20 protein-coding genes and 1 pseudogene are annotated in these 24,396 nt (G+C 51.9%); 7 read left to right on the forward strand and 14 right to left on the reverse strand.

Annotated elements, in window-relative coordinates:
• Window positions 1-4: 4 nt before the first annotated feature.
• Complete coding sequence (ppiA, locus tag OGY71_RS14250) at window positions 5-577, reverse strand: peptidylprolyl isomerase A (RefSeq protein ID WP_003023595.1); 573 nt, start codon at window positions 575-577, stop codon at window positions 5-7.
• 264 nt (window positions 578-841) lie between these two features.
• Here ppiA and tsgA point away from each other — a divergent pair, with 264 nt between their 5' ends.
• The 7 genes from tsgA (at window position 842) to OGY71_RS14285 (ending at window position 13,920) form a co-directional block, all read left to right on the forward strand.
• The gene (gene tsgA / locus OGY71_RS14255) at window positions 842-2,023 is read left to right on the forward strand and encodes an MFS transporter TsgA (RefSeq protein ID WP_218667138.1); all 1,182 of its coding nucleotides are present in this window, start codon (window positions 842-844) and stop codon (window positions 2,021-2,023) included.
• A 272-nt stretch (window positions 2,024-2,295) separates the two neighbouring features.
• Window positions 2,296-4,839 (forward strand): NADPH-nitrite reductase large subunit, encoded by a 2,544-nt coding sequence (gene nirB, locus OGY71_RS14260; protein WP_003827704.1) that lies wholly within the window; start codon window positions 2,296-2,298, stop codon window positions 4,837-4,839.
• Window positions 4,836-5,162: a nitrite reductase small subunit NirD gene (nirD, locus tag OGY71_RS14265; RefSeq protein ID WP_003023590.1), complete on the forward strand. Its 327-nt coding sequence runs from the start codon at window positions 4,836-4,838 to the stop codon at window positions 5,160-5,162. Before nirB ends, nirD begins: the two co-directional genes overlap by 4 nt.
• Window positions 5,163-5,361: 199 nt before the next feature.
• Window positions 5,362-6,171: a nitrite transporter NirC gene (gene nirC / locus OGY71_RS14270; protein WP_008786308.1), complete on the forward strand. Its 810-nt coding sequence runs from the start codon at window positions 5,362-5,364 to the stop codon at window positions 6,169-6,171.
• An 11-nt stretch (window positions 6,172-6,182) separates the two neighbouring features.
• Window positions 6,183-7,556: a siroheme synthase CysG gene (gene cysG / locus OGY71_RS14275; protein ID WP_286613432.1), complete on the forward strand. Its 1,374-nt coding sequence runs from the start codon at window positions 6,183-6,185 to the stop codon at window positions 7,554-7,556.
• A 307-nt stretch (window positions 7,557-7,863) separates the two neighbouring features.
• A complete protein-coding gene (locus OGY71_RS14280; protein WP_286613433.1) occupies window positions 7,864-13,551 on the forward strand; it encodes a pectate lyase-fold domain-containing protein in 5,688 nt (1,895 codons plus the stop codon).
• A gap of 198 nt (window positions 13,552-13,749) precedes the next feature.
• Window positions 13,750-13,920 (forward strand): YhfL family protein, encoded by a 171-nt coding sequence (locus tag OGY71_RS14285; protein WP_003827690.1) that lies wholly within the window; start codon window positions 13,750-13,752, stop codon window positions 13,918-13,920.
• Window positions 13,921-13,987: 67 nt separating this feature from the next.
• Here OGY71_RS14285 and OGY71_RS14290 read toward each other — a convergent pair.
• The 13 genes and pseudogenes from OGY71_RS14290 to OGY71_RS14350 all read right to left on the reverse strand — a co-directional run.
• Window positions 13,988-14,134 (reverse strand): annotated as a pseudogene (locus OGY71_RS14290) (aminotransferase); the annotation flags it as partial.
• A gap of 34 nt (window positions 14,135-14,168) precedes the next feature.
• On the reverse strand, window positions 14,169-15,173 hold the full coding sequence (gene trpS / locus OGY71_RS14295) for a tryptophan--tRNA ligase (RefSeq protein ID WP_003827687.1): 1,005 nt from the start codon (window positions 15,171-15,173) through the stop codon (window positions 14,169-14,171).
• The gene (gph, locus tag OGY71_RS14300; RefSeq protein ID WP_003827686.1) at window positions 15,166-15,924 is read right to left on the reverse strand and encodes a phosphoglycolate phosphatase; all 759 of its coding nucleotides are present in this window, start codon (window positions 15,922-15,924) and stop codon (window positions 15,166-15,168) included. Before gph ends, trpS begins: the two co-directional genes overlap by 8 nt.
• Window positions 15,917-16,594, reverse strand: a complete 678-nt coding sequence (gene rpe / locus OGY71_RS14305; protein WP_003023561.1) for a ribulose-phosphate 3-epimerase — start codon at window positions 16,592-16,594, stop codon at window positions 15,917-15,919. Before rpe ends, gph begins: the two co-directional genes overlap by 8 nt.
• A 17-nt stretch (window positions 16,595-16,611) precedes the next feature.
• Complete coding sequence (dam, locus tag OGY71_RS14310; protein WP_003827684.1) at window positions 16,612-17,448, reverse strand: adenine-specific DNA-methyltransferase; 837 nt, start codon at window positions 17,446-17,448, stop codon at window positions 16,612-16,614.
• Between the two features lie 117 nt (window positions 17,449-17,565).
• Window positions 17,566-18,867 (reverse strand): cell division protein DamX, encoded by a 1,302-nt coding sequence (gene damX, locus OGY71_RS14315; RefSeq protein WP_003827683.1) that lies wholly within the window; start codon window positions 18,865-18,867, stop codon window positions 17,566-17,568.
• Window positions 18,868-18,963: 96 nt separating this feature from the next.
• On the reverse strand, window positions 18,964-20,052 hold the full coding sequence (aroB, locus tag OGY71_RS14320) for a 3-dehydroquinate synthase (RefSeq protein ID WP_003827681.1): 1,089 nt from the start codon (window positions 20,050-20,052) through the stop codon (window positions 18,964-18,966).
• 57 nt (window positions 20,053-20,109) lie between these two features.
• A complete protein-coding gene (aroK, locus tag OGY71_RS14325) occupies window positions 20,110-20,631 on the reverse strand; it encodes a shikimate kinase AroK (protein WP_003023552.1) in 522 nt (173 codons plus the stop codon).
• A gap of 404 nt (window positions 20,632-21,035) precedes the next feature.
• Window positions 21,036-22,283 carry a DNA uptake porin HofQ gene (gene hofQ, locus OGY71_RS14330; protein WP_003827676.1) on the reverse strand — a complete coding sequence of 416 codons (1,248 nt, stop codon included), beginning with the start codon at window positions 22,281-22,283 and terminating at the stop codon, window positions 21,036-21,038.
• Complete coding sequence (locus tag OGY71_RS14335) at window positions 22,186-22,599, reverse strand: HofP DNA utilization family protein (RefSeq protein WP_032934159.1); 414 nt, start codon at window positions 22,597-22,599, stop codon at window positions 22,186-22,188. The genes hofQ and OGY71_RS14335 overlap by 98 nt, the downstream gene beginning before the upstream one ends.
• Window positions 22,589-23,044 (reverse strand): HofO family protein, encoded by a 456-nt coding sequence (locus OGY71_RS14340; protein WP_032934157.1) that lies wholly within the window; start codon window positions 23,042-23,044, stop codon window positions 22,589-22,591. The genes OGY71_RS14335 and OGY71_RS14340 overlap by 11 nt, the downstream gene beginning before the upstream one ends.
• Window positions 23,028-23,567, reverse strand: a complete 540-nt coding sequence (locus OGY71_RS14345; protein ID WP_003827673.1) for a PilN domain-containing protein — start codon at window positions 23,565-23,567, stop codon at window positions 23,028-23,030. The genes OGY71_RS14340 and OGY71_RS14345 overlap by 17 nt, the downstream gene beginning before the upstream one ends.
• Complete coding sequence (locus OGY71_RS14350; RefSeq protein ID WP_003827671.1) at window positions 23,567-24,346, reverse strand: type IV pilus biogenesis protein PilM; 780 nt, start codon at window positions 24,344-24,346, stop codon at window positions 23,567-23,569. The genes OGY71_RS14345 and OGY71_RS14350 overlap by 1 nt, the downstream gene beginning before the upstream one ends.
• Between the last annotated feature and the right edge of the window lie 50 nt (window positions 24,347-24,396).

Here is a 24,396-nt window from a genome sequence, read left to right on the forward strand (position 1 = left end):
ACGATTACGGCAGGACTTTAGCAGAAAGGATAACAATCGGTTTTGACGGGACATTCTGGTATGGACCGACATCATGGGTCTGTACCTGAGAGATCTTATCCGCGACATCCATACCTTTCACAACTTTACCAAAAACAGCGTAGCCAAAGTCGCGCTGGCCGTGATCGAGAAAAGCGTTATCTGCAATGTTGATAAAGAACTGGCTGGTCGCGCTGTCTTTATCCGCTGTACGCGCCATAGCAATCGTGCCGCGAGTGTTACGCAGTCCGTTATCGGCTTCATTCTTGATTGGCGGATTAGGTTTCTTCTGCTGCATCTGCTCGGTAAAACCGCCGCCCTGCACCATGAAGCCTGGGATCACACGGTGGAACGTGGTGTTGTTATAGAAACCACTGTTGACATAATCGACAAAGTTTTGCACTGAAACCGGGGCTTTCTGACTGTTCAGCTCCAGCTCAATGTTACCGGCAGAGGTTGTCAGCAGAACATGCGGGTCACCTTTTGCTGCCAGTGCTGCGGGAGAGAGAGCAGAAAGAGCGAGAACAGCTGCAACAGCCGCCAGAGTCGATTTGAGCATGAGAATTCCTTAACAAGAGCAGAAATGAAGCAAGTGAATTGATTCTAAAGAGCCTTCAAGGACAAGGCCATCCCTTTACTTAATTTTACGTACCTGAAACAAATGTAACCTCATGGCTGCAAGTATCAATGTGATCAAGATCACATAGAAAAATGTAACGCACCAAGTTATTACCAATAAATATTTAAATGCGTCACTAAAACGCCTAAAATCTGCCCGCTCACGGCGCAGTCAATGCGCCTTACACTTCTATACAGGCCAGTCATGACTAACAGCAATCGCATCAAGCTCACATGGATTAGCTTTCTCTCCTACGCCCTGACAGGTGCGTTGGTAATTGTCACCGGGATGGTGATGGGAAACATCGCAGATTACTTCCATTTGCCCGTTTCCAGCATGAGTAACACCTTCACCTTCCTGAATGCCGGCATTCTGATCTCTATCTTTCTGAATGCATGGTTAATGGAAATCGTGCCACTGAAAACCCAGTTGCGCTTCGGCTTTATCCTGATGGTACTGGCCGTTGCCGGACTGATGTTCAGCCATAGCCTGGCCTTGTTCTCCGCCGCCATGTTTGTATTGGGTCTGGTGAGCGGTATTACCATGTCGATTGGTACGTTCCTGGTAACTCAAATGTATGAAGGTCGCCAGCGCGGTTCCCGCCTGCTGTTTACTGACTCTTTCTTCAGCATGGCCGGCATGATTTTCCCGATGGTTGCCGCGTTCCTGTTAGCGCGCAGCATCGAATGGTATTGGGTCTATGCCTGCATCGGCCTCGTATACGTCGCCATTTTCCTGCTGACCTTCGGTTGTGAATTCCCGGCACTGGGTAAACACGCTCAGCAGTCAGACGCGCCGGTAGTAAAAGAAAAATGGGGGATTGGCGTGCTGTTTCTGGCGATCGCTGCACTGTGCTACATCCTCGGTCAGTTGGGTTTTATCTCCTGGGTCCCGGAGTACGCCAAAAGTCTGGGCATGAGCCTGAACGATGCGGGTAAACTGGTCAGCGACTTCTGGATGTCTTACATGATTGGCATGTGGGCATTTAGCTTTATTCTGCGTTTCTTCGATTTGCAGCGCATCCTGACCGTACTGGCGGGTCTGGCTACCGTCCTGATGTATCTGTTTATCACCGGTACGCCAGAGCATATGCCGTGGTTTATTATGACGCTGGGCTTCTTCTCCAGCGCGATTTATACCACCATCATTACCCTTGGCTCCCAGCAGACGAAGGTCGCCTCACCCAAACTGGTTAACTTCGTTCTGACCTGCGGCACCATCGGCACTATGCTCACTTTCGTCGTCACCGGCCCTATCGTGGCACACAGCGGCCCGCAGGCGGCATTGCAAACGGCTAACGGCTTGTATGCGGTTGTATTCGTGATGTGCTTTATTCTTGGATTCGTCACGCGTCATCGCCAGCATAACGCCCCAGTAGCGCATTAATCTCACTGCCGGATGGTATCCACATCATCCGGCATATTTTCCCCTCCTCTCTTCTTTCACTGGTCATGTAGGCCAATTCTTACAAAAACCCCTTAATTTGTACGCTATTTATACAAACACGAAAACCCAAATAATTCCGTCACTTATAAAAATGCTGACAAATCAGTTATATACCTCTTAAGGAGTATATAAGGGCGAATTTGATTTGCATCAATAAGCGCGGTTGCTGAATCGTTAAGGTAGGCAGTAATAGAAAAGAAATCGAGGCAAAAATGAGCAAAGTCAGACTCGCTATTATCGGTAATGGTATGGTCGGCCATCGCTTTATTGAGGATCTTCTTGATAAATCCGACGCTGCCAATTTTGATATTACCGTCTTCTGTGAAGAACCCCGCAAAGCGTACGACCGCGTACACCTGTCTTCCTACTTCTCCCACCACACCGCTGAAGAGCTTTCTCTGGTGCGTGAAGGATTCTACGAGAAGCACGGCGTTAAGGTGTTAGTGGGCGAGCGCGCAATTACCATTAACCGCCAGGAGAAGGTGATCCACTCCAGCGCAGGTCGTACGGTTTACTACGATAAGCTGATCATGGCGACGGGCTCTTACCCGTGGATCCCACCGATTAAAGGTTCGGAAACCCAGGACTGCTTCGTTTACCGCACCATCGAAGACCTCAACGCCATTGAGTCTTGCGCACGCCGCAGCAAACGCGGTGCCGTGGTCGGCGGTGGTCTGCTGGGCCTGGAAGCCGCCGGTGCGCTGAAAAGCCTCGGCGTTGAAACCCACGTGATTGAATTCGCCCCAATGCTGATGGCTGAACAGCTGGATCATATGGGTGGCGAGCAGTTACGTCGCAAAATTGAAAGCATGGGCGTGCGTGTGCACACCAGCAAAAACACCAAAGAGATCGTTCAGGAAGGCACCGAAGCGCGCAAAACCATGCGTTTTGCCGACGGCAGCGAACTGGAAGTTGATTTCATCGTCTTCTCTACCGGTATTCGTCCACGCGACAAACTGGCCACCCAGTGCGGCCTGGACGTCGCCCCTCGCGGCGGTATCGTCATTAACGACACCTGCCAGACCTCTGACCCGGACATCTATGCTATCGGCGAATGCGCCAGCTGGAACAACCGCGTGTATGGTCTGGTCGCTCCGGGCTACAAAATGGCGCAGGTTGCCGTTGACCATATTCTCGAGACCGAAAATGCCTTTGAAGGCGCGGACCTGAGCGCCAAGCTGAAGCTGCTCGGCGTTGACGTCGGCGGTATTGGCGACGCGCATGCGCGCACGCCGGGCGCACGTAGCTATGTCTATCTCGACGAAAGCAAAGAAGTCTACAAACGCCTCATCGTTAGCGAAGATAACAAAACCCTGCTCGGCGCGGTTCTGGTGGGCGATACCAGCGATTACGGCAATCTGCTGCAACTGGTGCTGAACGCTATCGAGCTGCCGGAAAACCCGGATTCACTGATTCTGCCAGCACACGCGGGCAGCGGTAAGCCGTCTATCGGTGTCGATAAACTGCCGGATAGCGCGCAGATTTGCTCCTGCTTCGATGTCACCAAAGGCATGCTGATTGCCGCTATCAACAAAGGCTGTCATACCGTTGCGGCGCTGAAAGCGGAAACCAAAGCGGGTACCGGTTGCGGTGGGTGTATCCCACTGGTAACGCAGGTCCTGAACGCCGAACTGGCGAAACAGGGTATCGAAGTTAACAACAATCTGTGCGAACACTTCCCGTACTCACGTCAGGAACTGTTCCATCTCATCCGCGTAGAAGGCATCAAAACCTTCGAAGAGCTGCTGGCAAAACACGGGAAAGGCTACGGCTGCGAAGTGTGTAAACCGACCGTCGGTTCCCTGCTGGCTTCCTGCTGGAATGAGTACATCCTCAAACCACAGCACACACCGTTGCAGGACACCAACGACAACTTCCTGGCGAACATCCAGAAAGACGGTACTTACTCCGTGATCCCGCGCTCTGCGGGTGGCGAAATTACCCCTGAAGGCCTGGTGGCTGTGGGCCGTATCGCGCGTGAGTTTAACCTGTACACCAAAATTACCGGTTCTCAGCGTATCGGTCTGTTCGGCGCGCAGAAAGATGACCTGCCGGAAATCTGGCGTCAGCTGATTGAAGCCGGTTTTGAAACCGGTCACGCGTATGCCAAAGCGCTGCGTATGGCGAAAACCTGCGTAGGCAGCACCTGGTGCCGTTACGGCGTCGGCGATAGCGTTGGCTTCGGCGTGGAGCTGGAAAATCGCTACAAAGGCATCCGTACCCCGCACAAAATGAAATTCGGCGTCTCCGGCTGTACCCGTGAATGTGCGGAAGCTCAGGGCAAAGACGTGGGTATCATCGCCACTGAGAAAGGCTGGAACCTGTACGTTTGCGGTAACGGCGGGATGAAACCTCGTCATGCGGACCTGCTGGCCGCGGATATCGATCGCGAAACGCTGCTCAAATACCTTGACCGTTTCATGATGTTCTACATCCGTACCGCTGACAAACTGACCCGTACCGCACCGTGGTTAGACAATCTGGAAGGCGGTATCGAGTATCTGAAGTCCGTCATCATCGACGACAAGCTGGGCCTGAACCAGCACCTGGAAGAAGAGATGGCTCGTCTGCGTGAAGCAGTGGTGTGTGAGTGGACAGAAACCGTTAACACCCCATCCGCGCAGGTTCGCTTCAAACACTTTATCAACAGCGAAAAACGCGATCCGAATGTTCAGGTTGTGCCTGAACGTGAACAACATCGTCCGGCCACGCCTTATGAGCGTATCCCGGTGACTCTGGTGGAGGAAAACGCATGAGCCAGTGGAAAAACATCTGCAAAATCGATGACATTCTGCCTGCAACAGGCGTCTGCGCCCTGTTAGGTAACGAGCAGGTTGCGATTTTCCGCCCGTATCACAGCGACCAGGTGTTTGCGATCAGCAACATCGACCCGTTCTTTGAGTCCAGCGTGCTTTCTCGTGGGCTGATTGCTGAACATCAGGGCGAATTGTGGGTTGCCAGCCCGCTGAAAAAGCAGCGTTTTCGCTTAAGCGACGGTTTGTGCATGGAAGACGAACAGTTCTCCGTGAAACATTACGAAGCGCGAGTGAAAGACGGCACGGTGCAACTGCGCGGTTAATAAATTTTTGGGAGGCGCAACGCCTCCCCTTTTTTGTATTTTTTTTCATTTTCATTGTTATCACAAAATCATTTGTACTGCATCGCGGCGGCAACTGAGCAAATCCCCAGGAGCATAGTTCACTATGTGACTGGGGTGAGCGAGGGCAGCCAACAAAGAGGCAGGGCAAAGGATGAAGTGAGAAAAGGATAATCAACACATGTTCACAGACACTATTAATAAGTGTGCGGCTAATGCTGCGCGCATCGCACGCCTGTCGGCTAATAACCCGCTCGGATTCTGGATTAGTTCGGCAATGGCGGGAGCCTATGTTGGTCTCGGCATCATTCTTATTTTCACCCTCGGTAATCTGCTCGACCCGTCCGTTCGTCCTCTGGTGATGGGTGCAACCTTTGGTATTGCCTTAACACTGGTCATTATTGCCGGTTCTGAACTGTTCACCGGACATACCATGTTCCTGACGCTCGGCGTCAAAGCGGGCACCATAAGTCACGGCCAGATGTGGGCAATCCTGCCAAAAACCTGGCTGGGTAACCTGGTCGGTTCCGTGTTTGTCGCTCTGCTTTACAGCTGGGGCGGCGGTAGCCTGCTGCCGGTCGATACCAGCATCGTCCATTCTGTTGCTCTGGCGAAAACCACCGCGCCTGCGATGGTGCTGTTCTTTAAAGGGGCACTGTGTAACTGGTTGGTTTGTCTGGCAATCTGGATGGCAATCCGTACCGAAGGCGCGGCAAAATTCCTCGCTATCTGGTGGTGTCTGCTGGCGTTTATTGCTTCCGGCTACGAGCACTCCGTTGCCAACATGACGCTGTTTGCCCTCTCCTGGTTCGGCCATCACAGCGAAGCCTATACCCTGTCAGGAATTGGTCATAACCTGCTGTGGGTGACACTCGGTAATACTTTGTCCGGTGTCGTATTCATGGGATTAGGTTATTGGTATGCTACGCCAAAATCGGAGCGTCCGGCTCCGGCAAAAATCAATCAGCCAGAGGCTGCTGCCAATAATTAAGGGGTAATGTCGTGGATCATTTGCCTATATTTTGTCAACTACGTGACCGCGACTGCTTGATCGTCGGCGGTGGTGATGTCGCAGAACGCAAAGCGCGGTTACTGCTGGAAGCTGGCGCCCGTTTAACGGTTAATGCGCTGGCGTTTATTCCGCAGTTCAAAGTATGGGCAGATGAAAATATGCTGACGCTGGTGGAGGGACCGTTCGATGAGTCCCTGCTCGACACCTGCTGGTTGGCTATTGCCGCCACCGATGACGATGCCGTCAACCAAAGCGTCAGCACCGCAGCAGAATCACGTCGTATCTTCTGCAACGTGGTCGATGCGCCAAAAGCAGCCAGTTTTATCATGCCCTCCATTATCGACCGCTCGCCGCTGATGGTGGCGGTCTCCTCCGGCGGAACATCGCCGGTGCTTGCCCGTCTGCTGCGTGAAAGGCTTGAAACTGTACTGCCTCAGCATCTGGGCCAGGTCGCGCAGTATGCCGGCAAGTTGCGCTCCCGTGTGAAGAAACAGTTTGCCAGCATGGGTGAACGTCGCCGCTTCTGGGAAAAATTGTTCGTGAATGACCGCCTGGCGCAGTCGTTGGCGAACAATGACCTGAAAGCCGTCGAGGAAACCACCGAGCAAATGCTCAGCGAACCGCTGGATCACCGTGGCGAAGTGGTGCTGGTTGGCGCCGGTCCTGGCGATGCTGGCCTGCTGACGCTGAAAGGGCTACAGCAGATCCAGCAAGCGGATGTCGTGGTCTATGACCGTCTGGTTTCCGACGATATCATGAACCTTGTACGCCGCGACGCAGACCGGGTATTCGTCGGTAAACGTGCGGGCTATCACTGCGTACCACAGGAAGAGATCAACCAGATTCTGCTGCGTGAAGCACAACAGGGCAAGCGCGTGGTACGACTGAAAGGTGGCGACCCGTTCATCTTTGGCCGCGGTGGCGAAGAGCTGGAAACGCTGTGCCATGCTGGTATTCCATTCTCTGTAGTGCCAGGTATTACCGCAGCCTCCGGTTGTTCTGCCTATTCCGGCATTCCACTGACCCATCGTGATTACGCCCAGAGCGTACGTCTGGTTACCGGACACCTGAAAACCGGCGGTGAGTTGGACTGGGAAAACCTGGCAGCAGAGAAACAAACGCTGGTGTTCTACATGGGGCTAAACCAGGCGGCCACGATCCAGGAAAAATTGATCGAATTTGGCATGCAGCCCGATATGCCCGTCGCCCTGGTAGAAAACGGTACCTCCGTGAAACAGCGTGTCGTCAATGGAGAGCTAACTCAGCTAGGAGAGTTGGCACAACAGGTTGAAAGCCCAGCGCTAATTATTGTTGGTCGTGTGGTAGGGTTACGGGATAAATTAAACTGGTTCTCTAATTATTAATTTAAATCATGCCCTGACATTCAGGGCATTTATTTATCTTTTTTTCATTCATTATTTATTCTCAAATCCAGATGAAGAAAAAATGAATTCATTCATCACATAAATACATTTCCGCATGAATTCATAAAAACCGCACAAAACATCCCACTCACATCCCTAACAAGAATAAATAAAATTCACGAATTTAATAAATCATAGTTACCATGATTATTTGTGAAATAGCGTTACCCGAAGACAAACAATATAATATTTACCTCTTGATAAAAATCTATACCTTGCGTCAGATATATAATTAAGGATAAAAATTATGCAAAGGGAAAAACTCATTGCAGTAGGTATTGCAATTGCACTCCAAACTTACTACGTTCCGGCGATAGCCGCCGACAACGACGATGATAGCGATTGCCCCACTAATATATCTGTATTATCTAAAAAAGAACGCGACAAACTTTCAACACGCTGCCTTGCAGACTACGAAGAACAAGACAACCACTGGGGATGGGTGGCTGGCGGTGTCGCAGCACTCGCCGCAGGTGTAGCAATTGGTATCGATAACAATGGTAGTGGGCATTCTCAACATAATAATCCCCCTGTCATTCCGCCTGACGATGGCGGTGACGTTATCCCCACCCCACCCGGTGGCGATGGCGATGTAACTCCGCCTGACGATGGCGGCGACGTTACCCCCACGCCTCCCGATGACGGCGGCGATGTGACTCCGCCTGACGATGGTGGCGACGTTACCCCCACCCCACCCGATGACGGTGGCGATGTGACTCCGCCTGACGATGGTGGCGACGTTACCCCCACCCCACCCGATGACGGCGGCGATGTGACTCCGCCTGATACGACGGTACTCACTTTCAGCAATGGCGTAACGCTGGATAAAGGTAAAGAAACCCTCTCCTTTAACGACCTTAAACTTGATAGCGGCAAACATCTCGGCGGCGCTACTTTCAGTTATGCCAAACAGGGAGATCAATGGCAGTTGACTACCGCAGATGGAATAATATTGCAGGTCTCTGGATGGAATGTCACCGATGACAATGAAGCTATCATTGAAGGGACGCAGGAAAACGGGCTTTACTGGAAGTACGATAGCCGCGGCTATTTGATTATTGCCGATGCGCAAACAACAGTCATCTCCGGCGATGACGAATCGCATACTGCCGAACGTGGGATAGATATTAGTGGCGAAGGCAAAACCGGCGTTGTTATATCCGGCGACCGAACGAACAATACGCTAAACGGGGATTCCACCGTCAGCGACGGCGCAACCGGCATGGTCATTACCGGCGAAGACACCACCAACACCATTTCAGGCCACTCCACCATCAACGGCGCAACCGGCGCATTAATTTCCGGCGATGGTTCAACGACCCATATCTCCGGCAATATTGATGTCAGCAACGGCAGTACTGGTGTGGTTATTGATGGCGACAACACCACGCTTGATAGTACCGGGACGGCAACCATCAGCGGCGCCGGATCTACCGGGCTGACCATCATGGGCGATAAAGCACGCTTCACTAACGCTGGTGAGTTAAACGTTAGCGAGGGCGGTACAGGGGCAAAAATCAGCGGCGATGATGTCGTCGTGGATAACACTGGTCACTCAAAAGTTGATGGTGAAAACTCAACTGGACTAAATATTGAGGGTAATGGCGCGCTGATCATCAGCGAAGGGGATCAGACTATTACCCGAGGAGGAACGGGTACTCATATTGATGGCAACAATGCTCGTATCGCCAATACAGGTAATATTACCGTTGACGGCATAGGTTCTATCGGTACTGCAATCAATGGCGATAACGCTAGCATAACGCAAGCGGGAGACCTGCTTGTAACCAATGGAGCAATAGGCATTATCGTCAACGGTACGGGTAATAAAGTCAGTAACATTGGCAATACAACAGTACGCGATCAAGATTCTATTGGTTTTACCATTACTGGAGAGCAAGCCACCTTTAGTAATAAAGGGGACATTGATGTCAGCCTGAATGGAACCGGCGCAGAAATTAGTGGAAATAATTCAACCATTAATCTTGATGGCAAGATTAACGTTATTTCAAATGAAGGCAGTGATGGTATTTTCCATGGTGCAACAGGCGTGGTGGTAAGTGGCGATAATGTGACAACAGATATTACCGGTGACGTCAACATACTCAGCACGCATACATCAGAGAGTATACTGGCAAGTGATGAAACGCTCACTGGGGTAACCATCAATGGTGATGACAATAACATCTCGTTAGATGGCGCATTGAATATATCAATGATCGAGCAATATACTAACAACAATCAATACATGGATACAACCGGACTAAGCATCCATGGCGATAATAATACCATCGATATCAGTGGTGGTCTGAATGTTAATTATCAAAACGTATTGCATGATAGAAATTCTTTTGTTGTAGGTATTGATATTGATGGCAACAGTGATGTCTCATTAAGCGGAAATTCACAGGTCAACATTACCGATATTCAGGGCGGAAATGTCGAACTAGCACACGTACAAAATGGTGGTTCATTGACGCTCACTGAAGATTCTAATCTGACAATAAGCGTTAATATTATTAATGCCCCTGTGCGTACCGGCGTATCATTATTACGTGCTGAAGGTAACGGTTCTTCTATTGAAAATAAAGGGTCTATAAATAGCAAAAATGCCGTAACACTAATAGGCGTCGTAGGTGGCGCAACCGCCAAAAACAGCGGTGATATTTCGGTTAGCACCTCAGGAGATGATTATTCGCGTGGTATTGCAATATCAGCGAGTGGAGAAGGCTCAATAGCGGAAAACAGTGCTGGCGGCAATATTACGCTCACCGCAGGTGCAACACCCTATTTTAGTACCAGCGCATATGAGTACCCACAGGCATGGTATAAAAATACACAATATGGCTTACTGGCTTCCGAACAAGGCAGTGTTATCAATGATGCTGGTGCAACTATTTCTGTCGCAGGCGCGGGAGTTTACGCGATGGGCGCCAGTCAGGGCACGGCACAAAACGCTGGGAATATCTACGTTAATGGGTACCAACAGCAGTTGGATGATAATGGGGATGTGATTGGTGAAAACTACTGGCACACAGATAGCCATGAAATCACCAGTGCTGGAATGGTTGCAGGTTCTGACAATATTGGCAGCGGCAATGCGACAGCGATCAACACCGGAACCATTACCGTTAATAACGCCGGATATGGGATGACGGCGATGAGTGGCGGCACGGCTATTAACCAGGGCACCATCAACCTCACAGCAGACGACGGTGTTACTGGCGAAACGAATCAACTGGTCGGCATGGCGGCGTTTTTCGGCGGTACGGTAGTCAATGACAGCACCGGGGTGATTAATATTGACGCAGACTATGGGCAACCTTTCTATGCTGACGCCAGCAGTACCGTCGTGAACTACGGTACAGTCTGCATTGGCGATGACTGCCAGAATAGCGAGTCATATAACCCAACGGATGACTATATCTCTCTGGTCTATGATGATGAGGCCATCGCCAACGTCGGTGAAGCGGTAGATCTCTACAAAAATGCGCTCATCATGGGTGATGTCACCAATAGTGGAACGGTGAATAATAACGCACTTTACCTTAAAGAGAGGGACAGTGCGCTCACAAATACTGCATCCGGCATAATCAACAGCGCCATTCAAATAACCGACGGTACGCTGAACAATGAAGGTACGGTTAATGCCGTCACTGTTAACAGCGGTATATTCAATAATGACGGTACGGTAAACAAAGCGATTACAATGAATGGCGGCACCCTGAATAATCTGCCCGACGGTATAGTACAGCGTAGTGCTAAGCTGAATAATAACGCGGTAGTGAATAATAGCGGTACCTGGTATCTCGGTTACGTAGGGGAAGGTGCATATCAAAGCACATTGGATATTAACGGTAACTCCGTGTTCAACAATAGCGGTGAGCTAATTATTGATAACGCGGAAAATGATGTTAATTTCCGTGACAACAGTCGGCTCTATAACACCGGGCATATCAAAATCAGTGACGCTAAGGGAAGCGCCGGGCTGAACGTTCAGAGCGGCACTGCGGCCTTTATAAACGCCGGAGTCGTCGATGCCACGGCTAAATCCGTGATGGCAAGCGCAGCGAATGCCGGCAGCAGTGATGCCTTTTTCTGGAATCAACAGGCTGGGGTGATTAACTACGATGTGGATAACGGCAAAGCCATCAGCTTTACCCACAGTAACTACGTTGCCGAAAACGATGGCACCATGAATATCAGCGGCAACAACGCTTACGGTATGTACGGCAGCCACAACGCGCAACTGGTGAACAACGGCACCATCAACCTCGGGACAAAAGGCACTACCGACACCGGCATGACGGCAATGGCGCTGGACGCTAACGCCACGGCTGACGCTGTCATTGAGAACAACGGCACCATTAATATCTATGCCAGTAATTCTTACGCCTTCAGCGTTGCGGGGGCGGGTCATGTGGTCAATAACGGCACGGTGGTGATTGCCGATGACGTGACGGGTTCCGGACTGATCAAACAGGGCGACAACGTTAACGTGGAAGGGACTAACGGTAATAATGGCAATTCGACCGAAGTGCATTATGCCGACTACATCCTGCCGGACGTGCCGGATCCCACCGTCTCCAGCGGCAGCTCCTCCTCCTCTTCCGCCACCAACAACCTGAACGGCTACGTGGTCGGCACCAGCGCTGACGGCAGCGCGGGCCAACTGAAAGTCAGCAACGCCAGCATGGACGGCGTGGGCATCAACACCGGTTTCACCGCAGGCACCGCCGATACCACCGTCACCTTCGATAACGTCGTGGAAGGCAACAACCTGACCGATGCTGCCGCCATCACCTCCACTTCGGTGGTGTGGAACGCCCAGGGCAGCCAAGACGCCGACGGCAACGTGGACGTCACCATGACCAAAAACGCCTACGCGGATGTCGCAACCGACAGCAGCGTATCCGATGTGGCAAGCGCCCTGGATGCGGGCTACACCAACAACGAGCTGTATACCAGTCTTAACGTTGGCAGCACCGCTGAACTGAACAGCGCTCTGAAGCAGGTGAGCGGCAGCCAAGCGCATACCGTATTCCGTGAAGCCCGGGTGCTCAGCAACCGCTTCAGTATGCTGGCTGACGCCGCGCCACAGATTAAAGATGGTCTGGCGTTCAACGTGGTGGCAAAAGGAGATCCACGCGCCGAGCTGGGTAACGACACCCAGTACGACATGCTGGCATTGCGCCAGAAACTGGATTTGAGTGAGAACCAGAATCTGACGCTGGAATACGGTATCGCCCGTCTGGATGGTGACGGTTCGAAGACCGCGGGCGACAACGGCCTGACCGGTGGCTACAGCCAGTTCTTTGGTCTGAAGCACAGCATGGCGTTTAATGAAGGTCTGGCGTGGAAGAACAGCCTGCGTTATGACGTGCACAACCTCGACAGCAGCCGTTCTGTCTCTTATGGCGACACCAACAAGGTGGCGGATTCCAACGCACGTCAGCAGTATCTTGAGTTCCGCAGCGAAGGGGCGAAAACCTTCACCATGCTCAACGATACGTTGAAAGTCACGCCGTACGCCGGGGTGAAATTCCGCCATACGCTGGAAGGCAGCTATAAAGAGCGTAGTGCGGGTGATTTCAACCTGTCGATGAACGCTGGCAGCGAAACCGCTGTGGATTCCATTGTCGGAATGAAGTTCGACTATACCGCTGAAAATGGCTGGAGCGCCAGCGCCACACTGGAAGGTGGTCCGAACCTGAGCTACAGCAAAAGCCAGCGTACCGCGTCACTGCAAGGTGCCGCAGGCCAGTCCTTTAGTGTAGACGACGACCAAAAAGGCGGAGGCATCAACGGTCTGGCGACGGTCGGTGTGAAATACAGCGCCAAAGACGCCAGCCTGAATCTGGACGCTTACCAGTGGAAAGAGGACAACATCAATGATAAAGGCTTTATGTTGAATTTCAGAAAAACATTTCGCTAATTAATTAAATCCAGCAGTCTGGTATTACTTATTAATACCAGACTATCTTTATATAAATCAAATTCACCAATCTTATGTTTTATATAAAAAAAGATATGTCCTTTTCTGGACTACTTAAAGTTTATGTTAGTTGATATCTTAACCGCCGAAAAATGGATTTCATCCATTTAAAAATAGATATCTTACAAGGATTTTAACATGCTGAAATTTGCAAAAATCACCTTAGTTGCTGGTGTTCTGGCTACGCTGACCGCGTGCACTGGTCATATCGAAAACACAAAAAATAACTGCAGCTACGATTATTTCCTGCATCCAGCAATTTCAATTTCAAAAATTATTGGTGGCTGTGGCCCGGCTGCGAATCAGTAATAGAAGCGATTGCGCAGATACAAAAAAGCCGGGAACTTCCCGGTTTTTGCATTTATAGATTAGGTGCTCATTCACATGTTATCGCACTCACGCTCTCGCGCAAAATACGCAGCACCGTTTCTTCTCCACTTCGGTTTGGATTGATTTGAATCGCATAATCGCCCAACGACGGACTCGCTTCGCGAAACGTCCCCGAAAGGCGAAAAAAAACCGGGCGTAACCCGGTTTCTTCAGTATTGCAGGGAGCATTACGGCTTGGCGACAAAACCAATCGCTTCGTAAACGGCTTTCAGCGTAACAGATGCGCGGGCGCTGGCTTTTTCCGCACCTTCTTTCATCACTTTCTGCAGGAAAGCTTCATCGTTACGGAAACGGTGATAGCGCTCCTGAAGCTCGGTCAGCATACCGGAAACGGCCTCTGCGACTTCACCTTTCAGATGACCATACATTTTGCCTTCGAAGTGCTGTTCCAGCTCCGGAATGCTCTTACCGGTGACCGCAGAGAGGATATCCAGCAGGTTGGAAACACCCGCTTTGTTCTGCACGTCGTAGCGTACAACAGGCGGTTCTTCAGAGTCGGTCATCGCACGTTTGATTTTCTTAACCACAGATTTCGGATCTTCCAGCAGGCCGATCACGTTGTTGCGGTTGTCATCCGACTTGGACATTTTCTTCGTCGGCTCCAGCAGCGACATCACGCGCGCGCCGGATTTAGGAATGAACGGCTCAGGCACTTTGAAGATGTCGCCATACAGAGCGTTGAAGCGCTGGGCGATATCGCGGCTCAGTTCCAGATGCTGTTTCTGATCTTCGCCAACCGGTACCTGGTTGGTCTGATACAACAGGATGTCTGCCGCCATCAGTACCGGATAATCAAACAGACCGGCGTTGATGTTCTCCGCATAGCGCGCGGATTTGTCTTTGAACTGGGTCATACGGCTCAGTTCGCCGAAGTAGGTGTAGCAGTTCAGCGCCCAACCTAACTGTGCATGCTCCGGTACGTGAGACTGCACGAAAATGGTGCTTTTTTCAGGATCGATACCGCATGCCAGATACAGCGCCAGCGTATCGAGCGTTGCTTTACGCAGCTGCTGAGCATCCTGACGAACGGTGATGGCATGTTGGTCAACGATGCAGTAGATGCAATGATAATCATCCTGCATGCTCACCCACTGACGCAGCGCACCCATATAGTTGCCAATGGTCAATTCACCTGAGGGCTGTGCGCCACTAAAAACGATGGGCTTAGTCATTTTTTGATTCCTGATTTTCGCTATGCGGAAGCCCGAGAGCGGGCAGTAGTTCATTAATACGGTCGTAAATAACATCGGGCTGGCTCAGCGCGATTGACTCGCCGTAGTTGTAGCCATAGGTCAGGCCAACGGACGGACAGCCAGCAGCTTTTGCCGCCTGAATATCATTGCGTGAATCCCCTACGAAGAGCATTTGCTCAGGCTTGATGCCAAGCTTACTTGCCACCAGCAGCAGCGGATCCGGATGCGGTTTTTTATTCTGCACGTCGTCACCACCGATGACCACGCTAAAGTACTTGGCAATATCTAATGCTTCGAGCAATGGCGCGACAAACGGGGTCGGTTTGTTGGTCACCAGACCCAGCGGCAATCCTTTCGCATGCAGCGCGCCCAGCGTGTCGGCAACATCAGGGAACAGGAATGTCCCCTCTTCTGCGACATCGCCGTAGTATCTGTCGAACAGCTTACGCAAAATACGTACCTGCTCCTCGGCGGGAATATCATCATCAACGGGCGGTTTACCCATCGTTTTACGTAATGTTGCGCGCTCCTGACGGGACCACGTTAGCGCGCGTTCCATCAGTACATCTGCACCATTACCAATCCAGGTGATAACGCGTTCTTCTCCGGCAACCGGCAGTTCCAGCGCATATAGCGCCATGTCCACCGCTGCGGCTAATCCCGGCGCGCTGTCGACCAGCGTGCCGTCGAGGTCAAATGCAGCGCCCCGAATATCCTGAAACTTATCCATGACTTACCTTCGCCAGTTCATTGCGCATTTCATCAATGACTTTTTTGTAGTCTGGTTGGTCGAAAATGGCGGAGCCTGCGACAAACATATCTGCGCCTGCCGCGGCAATTTCACCAATGTTATTCACTTTGACGCCACCGTCCACTTCGAGGCGGATATCGTAGCCAGATTCATCAATACGACGACGCACTTCGCGCAGCTTATCCAGCGTTTGTGGGATGAAGGACTGTCCGCCAAAGCCTGGGTTAACGGACATCAGCAGGATCACATCGAGCTTATCCATGACGTAGTCCAGATAGCTCAGCGGTGTTGCCGGGTTGAACACCAGACCCGCTTTACAGCCATGCTCTTTGATCAGCTGTAAAGTGCGATCGACATGCTCGGAGGCTTCCGGATGAAAAGTAATGATGCTGGCGCCAGCGGCGGCGAAGTCCGGGACAATACGATCGACCGGTTTCACCATCAGGTGAACATCAATCGGGGCGGTGATGCCATATTTACGCAGCGATTTCAGTACCATCGGTCCGATGGTCAGGTTCGGTACATAGTGATTGTCCATGACGTCGAAGTGCACGACATCGGCACCGGCAGTCAGCGCTCTCGCGGTGTCCTCACCCAGGCGGGCAAAATCAGCCGACAGAATTGAGGGGGCGATCAAATACTGTTTCATCCGCTTCTCCTTGAGATTTATTTCTTCGCAGGCGTTACGACTCCTGGTTTATACAGTGCCAGCAGTTCGTTCACCTTTTTACGCGTGCCGCCATTGCTGCTTATGCTGCGCCGCACTTTGACCTGAAAATGTTTCGCCGCTCGGTACCATTCACGGGTATCGGGCGTATCGTGGTTCGAAATTAACACCGGGATCTGCTTACTGACCAGCTTTTCTGCCATCTCGGCCAAATGCGCCTGCTCTTTCGGGCTAAAGCTGTTGGTGTGATACGCAGTGAAATTTGCCGTCGCCGAAAGCGGTGCATAAGGCGGGTCACAATAGACCACAGAGTTGCTATCCGCACGGTTCATGCACTCTTCATAGGAGAGGCAATGGAACTCCGCATTCTGCGCTTTCTCAGCAAAATGGTACAACTCGGCTTCTGGGAAGTAAGGTTTTTTATAACGCCCAAACGGGACGTTAAACTCGCCGCGCAGGTTATAACGGCACAATCCGTTGTAACCAAAGCGGTTCAGATACAAGAACAGTACTGCTCTGCGGAACGGATCCTCGCTGGCATTAAATTCTTCTCTGAACCGATAGTACACCTCAGCCTGGTTGGTTTCAGGCATAAACAGCTCACGCGAAGCCTGCACATACTCATCGGTACGCGTCTTCACGATGTTATAGAGACTGATAAGGTCGCTGTTGATATCGGCAAGAATATAACGAGAAAAGTCGGTGTTGAGAAACACCGACCCGGCACCCACGAAAGGTTCAATCAGGCACTCACCCTGAGGTAAATGCCGTTTGATATCATCAAGCAGGGGGTATTTCCCCCCTGCCCATTTCAAAAAAGCGCGATTTTTTTTCATGCTGACTAACTAATTACACCTTCTCCGGCTGTGGAGAAAGCTCCGACAGCATCCTGCGCTTTAGTCTTTGTCCCGCAATTGGGCGAAACATCAAACCATTGCAGAACATATCCTATCTTACTTCAAATCGGCCTGAACCTGATGCAGCGGTTTTGCCCACGGGTTTTTCGCCTGAATATCAGCGGGTAACGTAGACACTGCACGTTTCGCATCTTCTTTAGACGCATACACACCTGTCACCAGAACATACCACGGTTGACCGTTACGCGTCGTCTGGTACACCACGTAGTTCTTCAGGTTTTCTTTCTTCGCCCAACCGTTCAGGTTGTCGTAGTTAGAAGAACTGCTGAGCTGCAGCGTGTAATGGCTGGACGGCGCAGATTTTAACGCTCCAACATTACCTGCACTTTTCGCTCCGCCAGCAACAGGCGTTGTTGCTGTCGCCGTTGGCGCAGGCGTTGCAGTCTGTGCTGGCGCAGTTGTGGTTGCTTTCGGCTCAGCGGTCGCTTTCGGCGTAGCGGTTACCACAGGTGCTTTAGTTGTGGTGGTCGGCGCGGTAGCAGTTACGGTTGGTTTTGCCTGGGCAGCAGGTTTCGGCTCTGTCGGCGTCGCTTTCACCGTAGTTTGCGGTTTGCTCTTCGGCTCAATTACGGCCTGTTTACGTTCCTGGCGCGTAGCAGCAGGACGCTCAGTCGTTTCCGTTTTCGCAGTCTGGCGCGCAGCATTACCATTACGCATCGGCGCAACGGTCGCAGGTTCGGTCGGCAGCGTAGAGTTAACCACAACGTTGTTAACCTGTTCCTGACCCTGTGGTTGCGTCAGAGCGTTGTTCAAATCGCCCTGCACTTCAACACGCTGCTGCCCTTCAGTTGCCGCAGGTGCCTGACCTTGAGTCGGGGTAGAGGAAATCGGTGGCAGGGAAACATCCTGCTGGGTATTGCCAGCGGTCTGCTCAGCGCCCGTTGCAGGTGTCGTTGCGCTCGCCTGATCCGTTGCATTGCTGCCAGAAAGATCGATGCTCTTCTCACCAGATGCTGCCTGCTCATTGGAAGAAGATGAGGGGGCTTTCAGCGCAGAACCAATGCCGATAATCAGCAGCAGCAGTACCAGAACACCCACACCCATCATCATGTATTGGCGGGAGGCAGGTTTGCTGGCGGCTTTCTTACGCTTGCGCGGACGACGTTCTACACGCTCTTCATCCACGGCATCGTCATCAGATTCATACTCTTCTTCAATGTCCTGCTCTTCTTCACGCTCTTTGCGTGCACGTGCAGGACGGCGATCGTCAGCATCCAGATCAACATCATCAAAATTGATTTGCGGCTCATTATCGCGTTCAGACGATTGACGAGAACGACCAGTACGACGATCGCTGGGATCGGGTTTCAGCTCGTCTTCTGGTTTGAATTCATCCATTTAACACCCCACTCAAAGGTTAATGCTTACGACTTTGCACATAACCTGAAGCTAAAAGACCTACGTTTCGCAACGTAAGCCTGACCTTTCTTGTTGTTACGCCTGCTGGCAATCAGCAATAGCGTTAAGAACCACCTCGTGCGACACTCCGCCGCGCACTTCACTCTTCCCTATCGCTCGCGGAAGCACCAAACGAATCTCTCCCGCTAACACTTTTTTATCTCGCAGCATGTGCGGCAGATAAGCCTCGGTGGACATTTCACGCGGCCCATTCACCGGTAAGCCTGCTCGCTGTAACAGCGTAATGATGCGCTGCGTATCAGCGGAGGTGAACTGACCCAAACGTTCTGACGTACGGGCAGCCATTACCATACCTGCTGCGACTGCTTCACCATGTAACCAATTGCCATAACCCATTTCAGCTTCGATCGCATGGCCAAACGTGTGTCCCAGATTCAGTAAAGCACGTAAGCCCATTTCACGCTCGTCTGCTGCGACAACTTCTGCTTTCAGCTCACAACAACGACGGATACAGTACGCCATTGCCGGACCATCCAGACGCAGTAACGCATCCAGATTGTCTTCCAGCCAGCTGAAAAATTCACCGTCAAGAATGATGCCGTATTTGATCACTTCCGCCAGCCCCGATGCCAGCTCACGCGCAGGAAGCGTTTTCAGGCAATCGAGATCCACCACCACGGAGGCCGGTTGGTAAAACGCGCCAATCATGTTTTTACCGAGGGGATGGTTTACGGCGGTTTTGCCGCCAACGGAGGAGTCGACCTGCGACAACAGGGTTGTCGGGACTTGAATAAAACGAACACCACGTTGATAGCTGGCTGCCGCAAAACCGGTCAGATCGCCAATCACGCCGCCGCCAAGGGCAACTAACGTGGTATCACGACCGTGCGGTTTTTGCAGTAACGCGGTGAAAACCGTATCCAGAACCGTCAGGCTTTTATACTGCTCGCCATCGGGAAGGATAACGCTATCAACGTTAACACCCGCCTGTTCAAGTACGCCGCGAACCTTATCGAGATAAAGGGGAGCCAGGGTTTCGTTGGTCACCAACATAACCTGATCGCCCGATTTCAGCGGTAAGAATGAAGCTGGCTCATTGAACAAACCAGCCGCGATGGTGATAGGGTAACTACGTTCCCCGAGAGTGACTGTGATCCTCTCCATTACGCGACATCCACCTTAGTTACTTGTACCCGCAGACGAGTGTGTATTCAGCCAGAATTAGTTGCTTTCCAACATATGAATAATCTGGTTTGCTACGACTTTTGCGCTCTGATCGTCGGTGCGAATGGTCACGTCAGCAATCTCTTCGTACAAAGGATTGCGTTCGTCAGCCAACGCTTCCAGAACTTCACGAGGCGGTGATTCTACCTGCAGCAGCGGGCGTTTCTTGTCACGTTGAGTACGTGCAAGTTGTTTTTCAATTGTCGTTTCAAGATAGACCACGACGCCACGCGCGGAAAGACGGTTACGTGTTTCACGTGATTTTACAGAGCCACCGCCAGTTGCCAGCACAATACCCTGTTTTTCCGTCAACTCGTTGATGACTTTTTCTTCGCGATCACGGAAGCCGTCTTCACCTTCTACATCGAAGACCCAGCCCACATCAGCTCCGGTTCGTTTCTCAATCTCTTGATCAGAATCGTAAAATTCCATATTGAGTTGTTGAGCTAACTGGCGCCCAATAGTGCTTTTTCCGGCACCCATAGGCCCAACCAGAAAGATATTGCGTTTCTCTGCCATTTTTTCGGTACTACTAAGACTATTCGTTAATGGTAAACCCGCTTCGCAGACACCCAGCGCAGCAGGACATGAACTGAAACCTCATAAGATATTGCGAGAGTCAGACTGAAAATTATCTCAATACTCAAGCGGGTTTGGCAACTGAATAAATCACCAAACCTAACGCATTTCTGGTCGTGGCAGGCATGCTACCCTGCAAACATCAGACCTGGCGACGTATCGCGCAGTCAAATGACACCCAATAAGCCTATGGCACACCACCGGAAAGGCAAAGCGTATTCACTGCCGCATAAGTAAAGAAAAGTACCGACGCTCAAATCGGTACTCCTTGTATGCTAAATACACCCTCACGTCAAATCCCTGAAACGTGTTCAGTGCAAAAACAATGGCTTTTCATGCATAAGTTATTCCGTTGAAACCAGTCTGGGCGTAATAAAGACCACTAATTCGCGCCGTTCATCTTCTTTACCATCATGGCGAAAAAGAGAGCCAAGCCAGGGAATGTCGCCTAATAGCGGCACGCTGTCGGCTGCGGATTTATTCTTATGTGAAAAAATCCCGCCAAGCGCAATTGTCTCGCCGTTTTTTACCTCGACCTGCGTTTCAATCTCCTGCTTGTCGATAGCCAGCACTTCGCCATCTGCCTGCTGTAGAACCTGTCCGGGAACATTCTGGCTGATATGCAGTTTCAGCCTGATTCTCCCTTTCTGCAATACCGTTGGTGTTACCTCCATCCCCAGTACCGCTTCCTTGAACTCGACGGATGTCGCACCGCTTTCACCGCTGGAGACCTGATAAGGGATCTCACTGCCCTGCTTAATACTGGCAGGTTGCAGGTGAGATGCCAGTAATCGTGGACTGGCGATGATATCCAACTGCTGTTTTTGCTCCAGCGCAGACAACTCCAGTTCCAGTAAACGACCGTTAATGCGGCCAATGTTAAATCCCACGCGGGATGTGGCGGTGGCTACAGAGAGATCGCTGGCAAGCGTTGTAACATTCCCAACCGCCCCCGATTGTTGTGCGTCAGCCAGCGACCACTTCACCCCCAGCTCGCGCAAACTTTTTTCATTTATGGTGACGATATGCGCCGCCAGTTCGACCTGGGCAACCGGCAAATCCATTTGCGATACCCACTTTTCCAGGGTGTTAAGCGCAACGCTATTATCACGCAGCAGTAAGCGGTTGGTCCGTTTATCCACCGTCATGCTTCCCTTGGCACTGAGCAGCTTTTCTCCTGCTTTTGCCAGCTCGGCAGCATCGGCATAGTGCAAAATAATGCTGCGCTGCTCCAGCGGCATACTGGCCTGAATCCGCGCCTGTTCATTGTCCTGGCGGGCCGCATTTTCACTCTGCCATTGAACAGAATGCACATGCAGGATATTGCCCTCCTGGCGTAATACCAGCCCGGCACTTTTTACCACCGTCTGCAATGCCTGCTTCCAGGGGACATCCGTCAAATGCAACGACAGCACACCGCTGACATCTGGCGAAACCACCAGGTTTTTCTGTTCCTGTTCAGCCAGCGCCTGCAATACCTGCGTAACCGGCACATCATCGAGCACCAGCGTCACGTTTTGCGGTTTCGTCGCCAGCGCGCTCGTTATCCCGACCGCCAGCGCTATTACTATCCACGCTATCCATCGCTTCATTTACCGCTCCTTGTCGTTGCCACTGCCATCGCGGCGGTTCGCAGTTTTTTTCTGTATCGAGGGTTATGTTCTGGGCCGTTATCTGCGTAATCGTCCAACCGTTTTTCAGGACGTCATTTGGCTTAACCCGCCGCCATTTTTTCTGGCTATCCTGAACGATGCCGATGGGTCGCGTGCCCTGGCTCACCATGCCCTGAAAGCGCCATGTCGACATCTCAGCAATTTGGCAGCGGTCCTCCGGCGGCAGGAAGGGATTACGCATACCGGTGAGCATCAGTACGCTCATACATGCCAACAGCCAGCGTTCAACCGTCATTCAGACGCTCCAGCTGTAGCGTTAGCAGCAACTCCGTGTCTTCTGCGCTAAGCGAAAATCGGCTGACGTTCATCCCCTGATCCGCCAACTGGACAAACGTCTGCGGGATAGCATCCCAGGCCGATATCAGCGCCATCTCTCCGCCTTGCGCGGAGGGTTGCCAGTGGATAAGACGAGTAAGTGAAGTCTGAAACAGCAGCGGGGAGAACAGGGTCAGTTTCTCTTCCGGCTCTGCTGGTGATGCCGCCAGCAGATAGACATCTCGCCATTGCATCTGAATAGCTGCCCGTTGTTGGACCAGCGTCTCGCGTTGCATCGTCCGCTCCCGCGCGACGGGATAAAGACATAACGTCACCAGTATGAGTAGCCCTAACATCCAGCCGCACCAGCAGATGAGTCGAAAGCGCGGCGACTGCGCTAACCAGACATCACAGATCGTTATCATGCGTACCGCTCCGTGTCAGTCGATAGTGGAATTGCCAGCGTCCCTGCGCATCCTGCTGCGTTTCACCGGGGCTGCTCAACTGAAACAATGGCTGCTGGCGTAATTGCGCCTCCAGCGCCTGCAGCGCGGCAAAGTTCAGCGTGTTTCCCGTCAGTTCCAGCGTGTCCTGCTGCCAGGCCATTTTTGTTAACCACGCCTGCTCAGGCAGGAATTCCGCCAGCTCTTGCAATACCGACTGCCAGCTTCGGGTCTGCTCACGCTGTTTGTTCCGTGCCTGCACCTGTTGCCATCGTTGCTGGCGCTGCTGCATACGCGGCTTTAGCGCCATTAAGGCCTCGGCACGCGTCTTTTCGGCATCTGCCAGCAACAATTCAGCCCGATTTTCTACACTCAACACGCTGTAATAGCGCAACAACACGCCGCTACTAAGCAGTAGCGAAGCGCTAAATAAGATCCCCCAGAAGCGCAGGCAAGCGTAACGCCGAGTCTGACGCCAGGGCAGAAGATTAATGGTCGCTATCATCAGTACGCACCTCCCATAGCGAGTCCCAGCGCAATGGCGAAGTGATGGCTTTGCGTTGGAATGGGCGGCTGGCGTACAGACACGGCGCTCAAAGGGTCGAAGCCGCCAGGGGAGCATTGCGCAATGGCTGTCGTGGGCAGAGATAATGTCGTGGCAAGCTCATCGATACTGCCAATATCGCCCGTTGATTTACGTCCCCATGCCGAACGGGTCGCCCATAACCACTGGGCGTCATCACGCCATACCAGACACTGCTGATGCTCTGGCAAGAAGGGAATAAATCGCTGTAACGCGCTGGCATCCGGTGTAATCGCCGTAACCTGCACCTTCAGGGTTTGGATAAGCGTCAGAAGCGCTGAAATCTCTTTGCTTTGCGCAGCAGTGACGTTAAACGCCGGGCTCAACGTGTCTTCGCTATAATCAAAATGCAGCGCATCCGGCGCCATATCGAGTTCACGCGCCATCGAACCGGACAACCATGCGGTTTGCTCTGGCTCGCGTAACGTCATTGTCGGACGAGGAAACTTTTTTTGTAACGTCCTGTTGGCGGGAAAAGAGAGATGAATATGGTGTCGGCGAGGGAGCTCCCGGCTCCACGGCAGTAGCGCGGCGACCAGCTGTTCAGGCTCGCGAATGTGGCCATCGACGATAACCTGAGGCGTCAGCGGTATACGCCACCAGCGTTGCAGATACCAACCTGATGCTTCGCGAACGATAGCGACAGCCAGCGCTTCATGTTGCTGAATATGCAGACCAATTTTCCAGATATTGAAAGCCATTGCTGATGATCTCCTTATCACCCGTCGCTTTAACGGGTATATCAATGCGT

The sequence above is a fragment of the Citrobacter sp. Cpo109 genome, assembly GCF_030332565.1.
In the GTDB taxonomy this organism is placed as follows: Bacteria; Pseudomonadota; Gammaproteobacteria; order Enterobacterales; family Enterobacteriaceae; genus Citrobacter; species Citrobacter portucalensis.

Bases quoted from the DNA above. Each gene is read 5' to 3' on its own strand.
- ppiA (WP_003023595.1), bottom strand. From the start codon at position 577: ATGCTCAAATCGACTCTGGCGGCTGTTGCAGCTGTTCTCGCTCTTTCT.
- tsgA (WP_218667138.1), top strand. From the start codon at position 842: ATGACTAACAGCAATCGCATCAAGCTCACATGGATTAGCTTTCTCTCC.
- nirB (WP_003827704.1), top strand. From the start codon at position 2,296: ATGAGCAAAGTCAGACTCGCTATTATCGGTAATGGTATGGTCGGCCAT.
- nirD (WP_003023590.1), top strand. From the start codon at position 4,836: ATGAGCCAGTGGAAAAACATCTGCAAAATCGATGACATTCTGCCTGCA.
- nirC (WP_008786308.1), top strand. From the start codon at position 5,362: ATGTTCACAGACACTATTAATAAGTGTGCGGCTAATGCTGCGCGCATC.
- OGY71_RS14280 (WP_286613433.1), top strand. From the start codon at position 7,864: ATGCAAAGGGAAAAACTCATTGCAGTAGGTATTGCAATTGCACTCCAA.
- OGY71_RS14285 (WP_003827690.1), top strand. From the start codon at position 13,750: ATGCTGAAATTTGCAAAAATCACCTTAGTTGCTGGTGTTCTGGCTACG.
- trpS (WP_003827687.1), bottom strand. From the start codon at position 15,173: ATGACTAAGCCCATCGTTTTTAGTGGCGCACAGCCCTCAGGTGAATTG.
- gph (WP_003827686.1), bottom strand. From the start codon at position 15,924: ATGGATAAGTTTCAGGATATTCGGGGCGCTGCATTTGACCTCGACGGC.
- rpe (WP_003023561.1), bottom strand. From the start codon at position 16,594: ATGAAACAGTATTTGATCGCCCCCTCAATTCTGTCGGCTGATTTTGCC.
- dam (WP_003827684.1), bottom strand. From the start codon at position 17,448: ATGAAAAAAAATCGCGCTTTTTTGAAATGGGCAGGGGGGAAATACCCC.
- damX (WP_003827683.1), bottom strand. From the start codon at position 18,867: ATGGATGAATTCAAACCAGAAGACGAGCTGAAACCCGATCCCAGCGAT.
- aroB (WP_003827681.1), bottom strand. From the start codon at position 20,052: ATGGAGAGGATCACAGTCACTCTCGGGGAACGTAGTTACCCTATCACC.
- aroK (WP_003023552.1), bottom strand. From the start codon at position 20,631: ATGGCAGAGAAACGCAATATCTTTCTGGTTGGGCCTATGGGTGCCGGA.
- hofQ (WP_003827676.1), bottom strand. From the start codon at position 22,283: ATGAAGCGATGGATAGCGTGGATAGTAATAGCGCTGGCGGTCGGGATA.
- OGY71_RS14335 (WP_032934159.1), bottom strand. From the start codon at position 22,599: ATGACGGTTGAACGCTGGCTGTTGGCATGTATGAGCGTACTGATGCTC.
- OGY71_RS14340 (WP_032934157.1), bottom strand. From the start codon at position 23,044: ATGATAACGATCTGTGATGTCTGGTTAGCGCAGTCGCCGCGCTTTCGA.
- OGY71_RS14345 (WP_003827673.1), bottom strand. From the start codon at position 23,567: ATGATAGCGACCATTAATCTTCTGCCCTGGCGTCAGACTCGGCGTTAC.
- OGY71_RS14350 (WP_003827671.1), bottom strand. From the start codon at position 24,346: ATGGCTTTCAATATCTGGAAAATTGGTCTGCATATTCAGCAACATGAA.